Source organism: Enterobacter sp. WCHEn090032 (assembly GCF_003986875.1).
GTDB classification, from domain to species: Bacteria; Pseudomonadota; Gammaproteobacteria; order Enterobacterales; family Enterobacteriaceae; genus Enterobacter; species Enterobacter sichuanensis.
Map to the genome: position 1 here is coordinate 270352 of NZ_RXRN01000003.1, position 13248 is coordinate 283599.

The following is a 13248-nucleotide window of genomic DNA, read 5'->3' on the forward strand; positions in this document are numbered from 1 at the left end:
CACCGGGCAACAATACCAAACGCCGTTATTTACCGCTTTTCACCTTGGTCCACGCGCGGGTACGCACACGGTCAATTTTTGGATCCTGAACTTTCAGGGTGAAGAGCTTGGCGAACACATCCGCTGGCGGATAGATAGCCGGGTTATTACGGATTTCTTCGCTCACCAGCGGCACGGAGGCCTTGTTACCGTTTGCGTAGTAAACGTGGTCGCTGATGTGGGCGATCACGTCAGGACGCATCAGGTAGTTGAGGAACTGATAAGCTTCATCTTTGTTTTTCGCATCCGTCGGCATCGCGAAGACGTCAAAGAAGGCCAGCGCCCCCTCTTTCGGAATGAAGTAGGAGACATTCACGCCGTTTTTCGCCTCTTTCGCGCGGTTAGCCGCCTGCCATACGTCCCCTGCCCAGCCAATCGCGACGCAGATGTCACCGTTCGCCAGGTCATTGATGTACTGAGACGAGTGGAAGTAACGAATGTTTGGACGCAGCTTCAGCAGCAGATCCGTCGCCGGACCGGTGTAATCATCCGCCTTGTTGCTGTTCGGATCTTTGCCCAGGTAGTTCAGCACGGTGGCGAAGATCTCTTCCGGCGCATCAAGGAAGGAGACGCCGCAGCTTTTCAGCTTCGCAAGGTTTTCCGGCTTCAGCACCACGTCCCAGCTGTCCAGCTTGACATCCGGGCCCAGCGCCGCTTTGACTTTATCGACGTTGTAGCCAATACCGGTAGTCGCCCACAGATACGGCATAGCGTATTTGTTCTCCGGGTCGTGTTTGGCCACCAGCTTCAGCACTTCCGGGTCGAGGTTTTTCCAGTTCGGTAATTTGCTCTTATCCAGCGGCTGGAAGACGCCGGCAGTAAGCTGACGCTCCAGGAAGCTCGCGGACGGTACCACGAGGTCGAAGCCGGTGCTGCCGGCCATCAGTTTGCCTTCCAGCACTTCGTTGGAATCGAACACGTCATAGACCACTTTAATGCCGGTCTCTTTTTCAAAATTCGCGACCGTGTCCGGCGCAATATAGTCAGACCAGTTGTAAACGTGCAGCGTTTTTTGTTCCGCAGCGAGCGTGCCGGCAGAGACGGCCATCAGAGCACCCGCAACCAGACCCGATAACCATTTTTTATTTAAGGCGATCATAGTGTTATTCCTTCTGAAAGCTCGTTAACAAACGAACTAAAACTGTGCAATCTGGATATATGCAAAAATCATGCATAGTTTGTCGCTCTGCCCGAAATAAAAAGAAACCTCTTTATCCGGCAGCCTCCGCTCGCTTTTTTAAGCATCGCAAGAATAACTGTAGCCCGTGTCCCCGGCTATAGCCCAGACGAAAAAACGCCTTTTATCAATTTTTTATGCAGGTTATGTCTACGTGATAAGCCGAAATGGCCTTTGGGGAGGTGAAAAATTCTTTAAGGAAAGGTTAAAAGCAGCAGAAAAAATGGCCTTCTGCAGCCGCTATGGCAGCGACTGCGCAAAAGTCAGACAGGTTTAGTGAAGAAAATTGGGAGATGCATCATTATTCTCTGCATCGTCTTCCGTGCTGTACAGGAGATGGTGTGCACTGGCTTCCATCATGACCATGGAAATTTGCTCTTCGCTCAAGCGCATAAACCAGGCGAACTGCTTGAACGACAGCCCGGCACCGGAGAATAAAGACTGGCAAACGACCAGTTTTGGCAGATTATCATCCTGTATGTCGAGAAATGCTTTCACCGTCAAAGAACTGGCGTTGATCGCTGACAGGTCCGAGGCCAGCGCCAGCAGCGCAGACGGCTTCACTTCAGCCAGCGCGGAGAAGAGGATCACGTCGTTAATGAGATCGATTTTGGCGTCAAAAATGCCGTCGAAATTCTGCATATGAGGCAGATGCAGCGCCTGGCAGGAGTCACATTCAAAGAACGTAATACCCGCATCATCGAGCCATTGACGTAACGTATCCAGTGTTGGAACGACCTGTAAATCCATCGCTGTGCAGCCTCTTTAATAAAAACTTCGCATAGGGTACGCAAAAAGTGCGATCAATACCATTCACCCACCCGTTTTCAGACAGTAACCTGGGGTCGCATGACGCTCGATCCATGCGATCATTTTACCCGCAATATCGACCCCTGTGGTTTTTTCCACGCCTTCCAGCCCCGGCGAGGCGTTCACCTCCATCACCAGCGGCCCGCGCGTCGCCCGCAGAAGATCGACGCCCGCGACATCCAACCCCAGCGTTTGCGCGGCTTTCACCGCTATCTCACGCTCACGATCGCTGATCGTCGCCACCCGCGCAATGCCTCCGCGATGGAGATTGGAGCGAAAATCGCCCTCTTTCGCCTGGCGTTCGATGGCCGCCACCACCTCGTTACCCACCACGAAGCAGCGAATATCACGTCCTTTAGCTTCTTCAATATACTCCTGCACCAGGATGTGCGCATTGAGGCCCCGGAAAGCGTCAATAACGCTCTCCGCCGCCTGACGCGTCTCCGCCAGCACCACGCCAATGCCCTGGGTGCCCTCCACCAGCTTGATGACCAGCGGCGCGCCGCCCACCATGTCGATGAGATCGCTGGTGTCGTCCGGGGAGTGAGCGATACCGGTCACCGGAAGATCGATCCCCTGCCGGGCGAGCAGCTGCAGCGAGCGCAGCTTATCCCGGGCGCGGGAAATGGCGACAGATTCGTTGAGCGGGTAGCTGCCCAGCATCTCGAACTGGCGCAGCGCGGCGGTGCCGTAATAGGTGATCTGGGAGCCGATGCGGGGGATCACCGCATCAAAATGCGGCAGCTTGCGGCCTTTGTAGTGAATCGATGAGGCCGCGGGATCGATGTTCATATAGCAGGACATCGGATCGAGGATTTCAACCTGATGCCCGCGCTTTGCCGCCGCTTCTCGTAGGCGTTTACATGAATAGAGCGTTCCATCCCGGGATAATATGGCAATTTTCACCCTGCACCTCGCTAAAGACATGGAAAAAGCCTGCGTATCATATACGCAGGCAGGCACAGGATAAATGGACTATCGCGTCGCCCAGCCCTGTTTGTGCAGGTAATCAAGAATAAACGGACGATTTTCTTTAATGATAGTGCGGCGAATATGGTCGCTCCAGGTATCGCGACGGGTATTGCTCCCCCGGGTCATATAGTAGTGCGCCAGCTCCTCGTCGTATTGCTCCAGCACGTCGCGATCGAGCGGCTGGTAGTGGTTTTCGTGCACCAGCATGGCAGCAGGAATACGCGGCTTCAGATCCGGGTTATCCGCCGGCCAGCCAAGGCACAGGCCAAACAGCGGCAGGACATGTTTTGGCAGCTTCAGCAGTTCGGTCACGCTTTCAATGTTGTTACGCAGCCCGCCGATATACACACCGCCTAACCCCAGCGACTCCGCCGCCGTAAAGGCGTTTTGCGCCATCAGCGCGGTATCCACTACGCCCAGCAGCAGCTGTTCTGCCAGGCCTAATTCGGCCTCAGGGCAGATCTGCAGGTGGCGGTTAAAGTCGGCACAGAACACCCAGAACTCCGCGGCCTGCGCCACGTGTTTCTGCCCGCCGGTGAGCGTAACCAGCTGCTCGCGCAGGGCCGGGTCGGTGATGCGGATAATGGAGCTGCACTGCAGGAAGCTGGAGCTGGAGGTCGCCCTTGCGCTGTTAATAATCGCTTCGCGCTGCGCTTCGGTAATTGGTTCACCGGTGAAGTGTCGAATGGAACGATGGGAAAGGAGCAGGTCAATCGTTGGTGTCATCTTGTCTCTCTTTGTCGTGCTTAAACCGTATTGCAGCCAGTATAGGCAATGATTTGCGCGGTGTAATTGGCGAAACATAGCCTTACTGTATCAAAGTGACAGGCGAAACCTTCTTTAATGACGGCAGGTTATCGGGCACTATATGTCCTATTCGCCGTCAGGCTTGTTTTTTGAGGAGAGAGAAATGTTTGCAGTAATTTTTGGTCGTCCAGGATGCCCTTACTGTGTGCGCGCAAAAGAGCTGGCTGAAAAACTGACTGAAGAGCGTGATGACTTTAACTTCCGCTATGTGGATATCCACGCAGAAGGCATCACCAAAGCCGATCTGGAAAAAACCGTGGGTAAACCGGTTGAAACCGTACCGCAGATTTTCCTCGATCAGAAACACATTGGTGGCTGCACCGACTTTGAAGCTTACGCTAAAGAGCATCTGGGTCTGTTTGCCGCCCAGTAACGCTAAGACGCCCTCACCTGGAGGGCGTTTTTATTTGTGGTGTCGCCAGTGCTTAAGCAGACTGCACACAAACAAATAGCACAGCGCCCCCAGCGCGCACCAGAATACCGCACTCAGTAACCACGCCAGCTCCTGCCAGAAACTTCTCGTCGGGACATACAGTAACCGCATCAGCAGCAAACAGAGCGGTGCGGCCAGCATGGCGCCGATCAGTGGCTTAACCACCTCCCCTTTACGGGAGAGGAAACTGGCTGCCGCTCCCGGCAGGGTAAAAAAGAGCAGCCCGAGCTCCGGGTGACCGGCAGCCCTGAACGCCCCTTTCACATTAAAAGCGAGCGCCATGCATACGACGATAAACAGCAAAAAGCAGCTGATCACCCCCGCCCAGTTCCGTGTAATGTTCAAACTATCCTCCTGACTTCATCTCTATCAAATACAGCTTCGTCCAGTGGACGCCCAGTCAGATAAAGCAATGTGGCAATCCTTGCCAAAGCCCGCACAGGGTTATGCGATAATAGGTAGCTGTCAGTAGCTAATACGATTAAACTATCGGCCAGCTAATGTTTTAGGGAATAAATTAGGAAACAGGGAGTGTTGCACGCGTTCCCTGACCCAGAAAACAGTAGCCCAAATAGTCCTTTCATTCAACAACTTACTGGTAAACAAGAAGTTAGCCTCCGTGAATATAAACGTCGCAGACTTGTTAAACGGGAATTACATCCTGTTATTATTTGTGGTACTGGCGCTGGGTCTTTGCCTGGGTAAATTGCGTCTCGGTTCAGTTCAACTGGGTAATTCCATTGGCGTTTTAGTCGTCTCCTTATTATTAGGCCAGCAGCATTTCAGCATTAACACGGACGCGCTCAACTTAGGTTTTATGCTGTTTATTTTTTGTGTTGGCGTGGAAGCGGGACCTAACTTTTTTTCAATTTTCTTCCGTGACGGCAAAAATTATCTGATGCTGGCGCTGGTGATGGTCGGCAGCGCGCTGCTGATCGCCTTAGGGCTGGGCAAACTGTTTGGCTGGGATATCGGGTTAACGGCCGGTATGCTGGCAGGCTCCATGACCTCCACCCCCGTGCTGGTGGGTGCCGGTGATACCCTGCGCCATTCCGGTATGGCCGGGGAACAGCTCTCTACCGCCCTCGACCACCTGAGCCTGGGCTATGCCCTGACCTATTTGATTGGTCTGGTGAGCCTGATTGTGGGCGCACGCTATCTGCCAAAACTGCAGCATCAGGATCTGCAGACCAGCGCCCAGCAAATCGCCCGCGAGCGTGGTCTGGATACCGACTCCAAACGTAAAGTTTATCTCCCGGTGATCCGCGCCTACCGCGTCGGGCCGGAGCTGGTGGCCTGGGCGGACGGCAAAAACCTCCGCGAGCTGGGTATTTACCGCCAGACGGGCTGCTACATCGAACGTATCCGCCGCAACGGCATTCTGGCGAACCCGGACGGCGATGCGGTGCTGCAGATGGGCGACGACATCGCGCTGGTGGGTTACCCGGATGCCCACGCGCGTCTCGACCCAAGCTTCCGTAACGGCAAAGAGGTGTTCGATCGCGATCTGCTCGACATGCGTATCGTCACCGAAGAGATCGTGGTGAAAAACCATAACGCCGTGGGCCGCCGTCTGGCGCAGCTGAAGCTGACCGACCATGGCTGCTTCCTCAACCGCGTGATCCGCAGCCAGATTGAGATGCCCATCGACGACAACGTTGTCCTGAATAAAGGTGACGTGCTGCAGGTGAGCGGTGACGCCCGCCGCGTGAAAACCGTCGCCGACCGCATCGGCTTTATCTCCATTCACAGCCAGGTCACCGACCTGCTGGCCTTCTGCGCCTTCTTTATCGTTGGCCTGATGATCGGGATGATCACCTTCCAGTTCAGCAACTTTAGCTTCGGCATCGGTAACGCCGCCGGGCTGCTGTTCGCCGGGATCATGCTGGGCTTCCTGCGAGCGAACCACCCGACCTTCGGCTACATTCCGCAGGGCGCGCTGAACATGGTGAAAGAGTTCGGTCTGATGGTCTTTATGGCGGGCGTTGGCTTAAGCGCCGGCAGCGGCATTGGCCACAGCCTGGGCGCTGTCGGCTGGCAGATGTTGGTTTCCGGACTTATCGTCAGCCTGGTACCTGTGGTGATCTGCTTCCTGTTCGGCGCCTATGTGCTGCGCATGAACCGCGCCCTGCTCTTTGGGGCAATGATGGGGGCGCGTACCTGTGCGCCGGCCATGGAAATCATCAGCGATACCGCGCGCAGCAACATCCCTGCGCTGGGCTATGCGGGCACGTATGCTATCGCTAACGTACTGCTGACGCTGGCGGGTACGCTGATCATCATCATCTGGCCAGGACTCGGATAACGCTGATGTTTGCGCATAACGAAAAAATTTTTGTTACGCGCAGAACTTTTTAATCAGGGGGCAGTCATAACTAGTGCCACTGCTTTTCTTTGATGTCCCCAATTTGTGGAGCCCATCAACCCCGCCGTTTTGGTTCAAGGTTGATGGGTTTTTTGTTGCCTGAAATTCTCCTTCCTGAAATCTCGCCTTCTCTCTTGCCACCAAAACACATATGATTAAACGCATATAAAAATCACACCCGCAGGGAACCCCATGCTCCACCCACTCCACCTCTTCAAAACCCTCGCCGACGAAACGCGGCTCGCCATCGTCATGCTGCTCCGCGAAGCCGGCGAGCTGTGCGTCTGCGATCTCTGCTCCGCCACCAACGAGCCGCAACCGAAAGTCTCGCGCCATATGGCCCTGCTGCGCGAGTCCGGGCTGGTGATCGACCGCCGCGAGGGTAAGTGGGTCCATTACCGTCTCTCTCCCAACATGCCTGCATGGGCGGCAGCCGTCATCGACACCAGCTGGAACTGCCTGCGGGAAGAGACGCGCCTGAAGCTGAAAAACCGACTTCCGGGCTCGTGCTAAGCAAAACACATTCACAAAAACAGATGTAATGGAGTAAAAAATGTTTCTGGCAGGGGCTATTTTTCTGTTTACACTGGTACTGGTCATCTGGCAACCCAAAGGGGTGAGTATCGGCTGGAGTGCCACCCTTGGCGCCGGGCTGGCGCTCGCCAGCGGCGTGATCCACATTAGCGATATTCCGGTGGTCTGGAATATTGTCTGGAACGCCACGGCAACGTTTATTGCCGTCATCATTATCAGCCTGCTGCTCGATGAGTCCGGCTTTTTCGAGTGGGCAGCGCTGCACGTCGCCCGCTGGGGGAACGGTCGCGGAAGATTGCTGTTTACCTGGATAGTCCTGCTGGGCGCAGCCGTGGCGGCGCTGTTTGCCAATGACGGCGCGGCGCTGATCCTGACCCCAATCGTTATCGCCATGCTGCTGGCGCTGGGGTTCAGCAAGCAGGCCACGCTGGCGTTTGTCATGGCGGCAGGTTTTATCGCCGATACCGCCAGCCTGCCGCTGATTGTGTCTAACCTGGTCAACATTGTCTCGGCAGACTTCTTTTCGCTGGGGTTCAGCGAATACGCCTCGGTGATGATCCCGGTAGATATCGCCGCGATTGCCGCAACGCTGGTGATGCTGCATCTGTTCTTTCGCAAAGACATTCCCCCGGCATATGACCTGGCAAAACTCCGCGAACCCGCTCGGGCCATTCACGATCTCCCGACGTTCAGAACAGGCTGGATCGTCCTGCTGCTGCTTCTGGTCGGCTTCTTCGTGCTTGAACCGCTCGGGATTCCGGTCAGCGCCATTGCGACTGCAGGCGCGCTGATTTTGTTTGCCGTCGCAAAACGCGGACATGCGATAAACACCGGAAAAGTGCTGCGTGGCGCGCCCTGGCAGATCGTTATCTTCTCGCTGGGGATGTATCTGGTGGTGTATGGCCTGCGCAATGCCGGGCTGACAGATTCACTCACAGGCGTTCTGAATAGCCTGGCCGGACACGGATTATGGGCCACCACGTTGGGTACCGGGTTCATCACCGCGTTTCTGTCATCCATAATGAACAACATGCCCACGGTGCTGATTGGCGCACTCTCCATTGATGGCAGCACGGCAACAGGATTAATTAAGGACGCGATGAATTACGCCAACGTGATTGGCTGCGATCTGGGGCCGAAAATCACGCCCATCGGTAGCCTCGCCACCCTGCTCTGGCTCCACGTGCTGGCGCAGAAAAACATGACGATTACCTGGGGCGACTATTTCCGGACGGGCATCATCATGACGCTGCCGGTCCTGTTTGTGACGCTCGCCGCGCTGGCGCTACGTCTCTCCTTCACACTGTAATGAGCCACTGATATGAGCCACATCACTATTTATCACAACCCCGCCTGCGGCACCTCGCGCAATACGCTGGAAATGATCCGCAACAGCGGCGCGGAGCCAGAAATTATCTTCTATCTGGATACCCCGCCATCACGCGATGAACTGAGTAAACTGATTGCCGACATGGGCATTTCAGTGCGGGATCTGCTGCGTAAAAACGTGGAGCCCTATGAACAACTCGGCCTTGCCGAAGATAAATTCAGCGACGACCAGCTTATCGATTTGATGCTGCAGCACCCAATCCTGATAAACCGTCCGATCGTGGTGACGCCGTTGGGCACGCGCCTGTGCCGTCCCTCTGAAGTCGTGCTCGACATTCTGCCGGATGCGCAAAAAGGGGCGTTTACCAAAGAGGATGGCGAAGTGGTAGTGGATGAGAGCGGGAAGAAGCGCCTGAAAAAATAATCCATCTTCAGAAGGACGACAGAGCCTGATCCAGTCAGGCTCTGAGCTCATGGCGAAGACAGCCGCCCGCTAGCTCGCCACGCAGACGCGGTTGCGCCCTTCACGTTTCGCACGATATAGCGCCTGATCGGCGCGTGCCAGGGCTGACTGCATGCCATGTTCTATTTCAAGTTCATCCGGGGTCATGCACGCGAGTCCTATGCTGGCGGTGAAGCGGATCGTCTGCCCGTTGAAGTCGACATTCTGGCTGGCAAGGCTCATCCGTACGCGCTCGGCGATCTCTGCGGCCGCCTCCAGAGAGGTATGCGGCATGGCCACGACAAACTCTTCCCCGCCAAAGCGCGAGGCAATGTCGCTGCCTCTCACCAGTGCCGGAAGCACGTTTCCAATGTGCTTCAACACCGCATCGCCGCCGTCATGACCCCAGGTGTCGTTAATGCGCTTAAAGAAATCCAGATCCATGCTCATCAGACACAGAGGCTGCTGATGCCGACGGGCAAGATTGCAGGCCCGCAAAGACCACTCATCAAACTGGCGACGGTTTGCCAGCCCGGTGAGCGGATCGTGCCGCGCCTCCTGCTGGAAACGCGCCCGCTGCGGGGCGTTGACGTGGATATAGTGCATAAGAAACCACTGCGTAAGGGAGATCACCAGAATCGCCAGCGCCGTCCACAGGGCCTGATAATACCAGCCGTGCAGCACATCTTTTCGGGCCAGCCCGACGGCGAGCACCCATTTGCGCTCGTTAAGGTTGAGAAATACCCCCATACGTTCAACGCCATCAATCGGAGAGGTGTATTGGTGGACCTGTGCGGTATCGCTCGCGTATTCCAGCAGCTTCGCGAGATGCGGATCGGAGGTGTTCAATTGCGTACCGCCATTCGCCCCCATGCGGGCAAGCTGCACTGCATTATCCCGGTCAAGGACCGCCATTGCCCCGCCCTGGCCTAAATCGAAGCCCTGCACTTCCATTTTGCGGAACATATCGTTCATAGAGTGACCATTGAAGAAACCCACCGCACCGCCCAGAAAGCGTCCATGGGCATCGCGCACCGCACGGAACATCACGAACCCCACCATGTTTTTATCTGTACCGTTGCTCCGCCAGTAAAACAAACTTTCGGTGACTTCATCCCGGCGAAAATCGTTAAAGAGAGGGCGCTGCCGGAAGCTGGCCTGCGCAAGCGTAGAAGCGTCCAGCGCGTGCTCGAAAGTAAATAATGCGCGGGTGCTGAGAAAATGACCGTCTTCATCAAAGACGATAATGCCATCCAGCCAGGCGCGCTTCAGCTCTCCTTTCAGGAATGACTGTGCGTTTTCAGGCGTGACCGTATGGTTGAGCAGAAAGGCATTACCGATAAAGCGCATCTGGTAGCGCATCGCGTTGAGGCTGGTATCAAACTGCTGGGACTGGAGAATGGCCGTGTTGCGAAGGATACGTGCAGCGTTATCCTCCACATAGCCGCGCTGGTAGAGCAAATGCCCAATCAGCAGACCCGCCTGAACCAAAATCACCAGGACTAGCAACGCTCTCTTTTTTGCCAGACTAACCTGCACGAACCATGTACTTACTTTTTCACCCAACGCCAACCTCAACCACTGAACAGTAAATAACCAACGCGGTGGATAGTCACTTGATCAGTCCGGATTGTCAATATGAAGGAAAATCGTAATACATTGAAAAATATAAACTAATTTATTTTACTTACCGGTGTAACGCCCGCAATCCTTCCCACCATCGCCCTGATCTCCTCGCGCGATAACGGTGTCCGGTCAGTCACGTAGTGCAGCGTCATCCCTTCGATGAAGGCATCCAGCGCGCGGGTGGTGACCGGGTCAAACCACTGCTCCAGCGTGGTCTGGCTCATCTTCATCCAGTCCTGCATCACCGTTTTGAGCGCCGCGCTGCGGTGCATGAAGGCGTAGAGCTGATACATCAGCGCCATGTTGTGCGGCGTCGTCACCTGCGAACTGTGGATCAGGGTGGTGATGGATTCGCACGCCATCTCCGGGCCGGTGACACCCGCGAAGAAATCCCGGTACTGCTGCGACATCTGCCGGGTAAACCACGTGAAGGCCTCCTCCAGCAGCGGCTCCATTCCGTCAAAATAGTAGGTCATCGACCCCAGCGGCACGCCGGCGCAGGTGGCGATTTTACGGTGCGTGACGGCGTGAATACCGTGTTCAGCAATGGTATCGAGCGTTGCCTGCAGGATCTTCTCCCGGCGATGCGGATCGTTCGGTGGTCTGCTCATAAATTCCTCACGTGGTTTGTGTACAAATGTACACAAACTTGCTAGTGTTGTCGCTATTGATGTACTTCTGGTGCAACCCCGATGACGCAAACCTCTCCCCGTAAAGCCCTGCAGCTCCGCCTGTGGGCGCTGTTTATGTTCTTCTTTATTCCGGGCCTGCTGATGGCCTCCTGGGCCACGCGTACGCCCGCCATTCGCGATATTTTGTCCGTCTCTACCGCTGAGATGGGCATCGTGCTGTTCGGCCTGTCGATAGGTTCGATGAGCGGCATCCTCTGCTCCGCGTGGCTGGTGAAGCGCTTCGGTACGCGGGCGGTGATCCGCACGACCATGTGCTGCGGGGTGATTGGGATGATAGTGCTGAGTGCGGCGCTCTGGTTTGCCTCACCGGTGCTGTTTGCTCTGGGGCTGACGGTATTTGGCGGCAGCTTAGGCTCAGCGGAAGTGGCGATAAACGTTGAAGGGGCCGCGGTTGAGCGCGAGATGAACAAAACCGTGCTGCCCATGATGCACGGCTTCTATAGCCTCGGCACGCTGGCCGGTGCTGGCGTGGGCATGGCGCTGACGGCTGCTGGCGTAAGCGCGAATCTGCATATCCTGCTGGCGGCGCTGGTGTGCATCATTCCGATTCTGATCGGCATCCGTGCCATCCCGAACGGTAACGGCAAGAACGCCGCGGACGAACAGCACTCGGCCGAAAAGGGGCTGCCCTTCTACCGCGATTATCAACTGATGCTGATTGGCGTGGTGGTGCTGGCGATGGCATTCGCGGAAGGTTCCGCCAACGACTGGCTGCCGCTGCTGATGGTGGACGGTCACGGCTTCAGCCCGACTTCCGGTTCGCTGATTTACGCCGGGTTTACGCTGGGAATGACCGTCGGACGCTTCACCGGCGGCTGGTTTATCGACCGCTACAGCCGCGTGGCGGTGGTGCGCGCCAGCGCCCTGCTCGGCGGCCTGGGTATCGCGATGATCATCTTTGTGGATGTGGGCTGGATTGCCGGCGTCTCGGTGATCCTCTGGGGTCTGGGGGCCTCACTTGGCTTCCCGCTGACCATTTCAGCCGCCAGCGACACCGGCCCGGATGCCCCGACGCGCGTCAGCGTAGTGGCAACCACCGGCTATCTCGCCTTCCTGGTCGGGCCGCCGCTGCTCGGCTTCCTGGGTGAGCATTACGGGCTGCGCAGCGCCATGCTGGTGGTGTTAGGGTTGGTCATCATCGCGGCGCTGGTGGCGCGCGCCGTGGCCAGGCCGGAAACGAAACAAACGACACTGGAGAAGGGATATGAGCGTTAAACTGATCGCCGTCGACATGGATGGTACTTTTCTGAGCGATGCCAAAACCTATAATCGCGAACGTTTTCTGGCCCAGTACGCCCGCATGAAGGCGCAGGGCATTCGTTTTGTGGTCGCCAGCGGCAACCAGTACTACCAGCTGATCTCGTTCTTCCCGGAGATTGCGCATGAGATTGCGTTCGTCGCGGAAAATGGCGGCTGGGTCGTGAGTGAAGGTGAAGACGTCTTTAACGGTGAACTGTCGAAGGCCCATTTTGAGACCGTCGCAAACGTGCTGAACGACGTCCCGGGCATTGAGATCATCGCCTGCGGGAAGAGCAGTGCCTATACGCTAAAGTGCTATGACGAGAGCTTCAAGGCTATCGCGGCGAAGTACTATCACCGGCTCGAAATGGTCAGCAATTTTGACAATCTGAACGATATTTTCTTCAAGTTTGGGCTTAACGTCTCTGACGATGAAATTCCGCCTATTCAGGCGCTGCTGCATGAAAAGCTGAGCGACATCATGGTACCCGTCACCACCGGTCACGGCAGTATCGACCTGATTATCCCGGGCGTGCATAAAGCCAACGGTCTGCGGATCCTGCAACAGCGCTGGGGGATAGATAACAGCGAGGTGGTGGCCTTCGGGGACAGCGGCAACGACGTGGAGATGCTGCGTCAGTCGGGCTTCAGCTTTGCGATGGCGAATGCCGGACCGCATATTAAAGCGGTGGCTCGCTTTGAAGCACCGCACAATAACGAGGAAGGCGTTTTAAACGTGATTGAGAAGGTATTGAATGGGGAGGCGCCGTTTAATTGACCGTG

14 protein-coding genes are annotated in these 13248 nt (G+C 56.0%); 7 read left to right on the forward strand and 7 right to left on the reverse strand.

Going from position 1 to position 13248, the window contains the following annotated elements; all coding sequences use genetic code 11:
- Nucleotides 1-25 precede the first annotated feature (25 nt).
- From potF to nfsA, 4 genes are all read right to left on the reverse strand, one after another.
- A complete protein-coding gene (gene potF / locus EKN83_RS04265) occupies nt 26-1138 on the reverse strand; it encodes a spermidine/putrescine ABC transporter substrate-binding protein PotF (RefSeq protein ID WP_025756078.1) in 1113 nt (370 codons plus the stop codon).
- A 351-nt stretch (nt 1139-1489) separates the two neighbouring features.
- Nucleotides 1490-1966 carry a YbjN domain-containing protein gene (locus EKN83_RS04275; protein ID WP_025756079.1) on the reverse strand — a complete coding sequence of 159 codons (477 nt, stop codon included), beginning with the start codon at nt 1964-1966 and terminating at the stop codon, nt 1490-1492.
- Nucleotides 1967-2029: 63 nt separating this feature from the next.
- Complete coding sequence (gene rimK, locus EKN83_RS04280) at nt 2030-2932, reverse strand: 30S ribosomal protein S6--L-glutamate ligase (protein WP_025756080.1); 903 nt, start codon at nt 2930-2932, stop codon at nt 2030-2032.
- Nucleotides 2933-3001: 69 nt separating this feature from the next.
- Entirely contained in the window at nt 3002-3724 is a 723-nt protein-coding gene (gene nfsA / locus EKN83_RS04285; protein WP_095449403.1) for a nitroreductase NfsA, read from the reverse strand.
- 184 nt (nt 3725-3908) lie between these two features.
- Here nfsA and EKN83_RS04290 point away from each other — a divergent pair, with 184 nt between their 5' ends.
- Nucleotides 3909-4178: a GrxA family glutaredoxin gene (locus EKN83_RS04290; protein ID WP_006809455.1), complete on the forward strand. Its 270-nt coding sequence runs from the start codon at nt 3909-3911 to the stop codon at nt 4176-4178.
- A 30-nt stretch (nt 4179-4208) separates the two neighbouring features.
- Here EKN83_RS04290 and EKN83_RS04295 read toward each other — a convergent pair whose 3' ends face one another.
- The gene (locus EKN83_RS04295; RefSeq protein WP_045284541.1) at nt 4209-4583 is read right to left on the reverse strand and encodes an inner membrane protein YbjM; all 375 of its coding nucleotides are present in this window, start codon (nt 4581-4583) and stop codon (nt 4209-4211) included.
- 274 nt (nt 4584-4857) lie between these two features.
- Between EKN83_RS04295 and EKN83_RS04300 the strand changes: the two genes are divergently transcribed.
- The 4 genes from EKN83_RS04300 to arsC all read left to right on the forward strand — a co-directional run bounded on the left by EKN83_RS04300 (nt 4858) and on the right by arsC (nt 8890).
- Entirely contained in the window at nt 4858-6543 is a 1686-nt protein-coding gene (locus EKN83_RS04300) for an aspartate:alanine antiporter (protein ID WP_008503440.1), read from the forward strand.
- Nucleotides 6544-6795: 252 nt separating this feature from the next.
- Nucleotides 6796-7116, forward strand: a complete 321-nt coding sequence (locus tag EKN83_RS04310; RefSeq protein ID WP_045284542.1) for a metalloregulator ArsR/SmtB family transcription factor — start codon at nt 6796-6798, stop codon at nt 7114-7116.
- A gap of 40 nt (nt 7117-7156) precedes the next feature.
- On the forward strand, nt 7157-8446 hold the full coding sequence (locus EKN83_RS04315; protein WP_126800397.1) for an arsenic transporter: 1290 nt from the start codon (nt 7157-7159) through the stop codon (nt 8444-8446).
- A gap of 12 nt (nt 8447-8458) precedes the next feature.
- Nucleotides 8459-8890, forward strand: coding sequence for a glutaredoxin-dependent arsenate reductase (arsC, locus tag EKN83_RS04320; protein WP_126800398.1), 432 nt, complete (start codon nt 8459-8461; stop codon nt 8888-8890).
- Between the two features lie 69 nt (nt 8891-8959).
- Here the strand turns inward: arsC and EKN83_RS04325 are convergent, their stop codons facing one another.
- Nucleotides 8960-10417 carry a GGDEF domain-containing protein gene (locus EKN83_RS04325; RefSeq protein ID WP_260591132.1) on the reverse strand — a complete coding sequence of 486 codons (1458 nt, stop codon included), beginning with the start codon at nt 10415-10417 and terminating at the stop codon, nt 8960-8962.
- 164 nt (nt 10418-10581) lie between these two features.
- Nucleotides 10582-11145 carry a TetR/AcrR family transcriptional regulator gene (locus tag EKN83_RS04330; RefSeq protein ID WP_126800400.1) on the reverse strand — a complete coding sequence of 188 codons (564 nt, stop codon included), beginning with the start codon at nt 11143-11145 and terminating at the stop codon, nt 10582-10584.
- 81 nt (nt 11146-11226) lie between these two features.
- On the opposite strand from EKN83_RS04330, the gene EKN83_RS04335 reads away from it, so the two are divergent.
- Both EKN83_RS04335 and EKN83_RS04340 read left to right on the forward strand, forming a co-directional pair.
- On the forward strand, nt 11227-12441 hold the full coding sequence (locus EKN83_RS04335) for an MFS transporter (protein ID WP_025756088.1): 1215 nt from the start codon (nt 11227-11229) through the stop codon (nt 12439-12441).
- Nucleotides 12431-13243 carry a Cof-type HAD-IIB family hydrolase gene (locus EKN83_RS04340; RefSeq protein ID WP_126800401.1) on the forward strand — a complete coding sequence of 271 codons (813 nt, stop codon included), beginning with the start codon at nt 12431-12433 and terminating at the stop codon, nt 13241-13243. Before EKN83_RS04335 ends, EKN83_RS04340 begins: the two co-directional genes overlap by 11 nt.
- Nucleotides 13244-13248 lie beyond the last annotated feature (5 nt).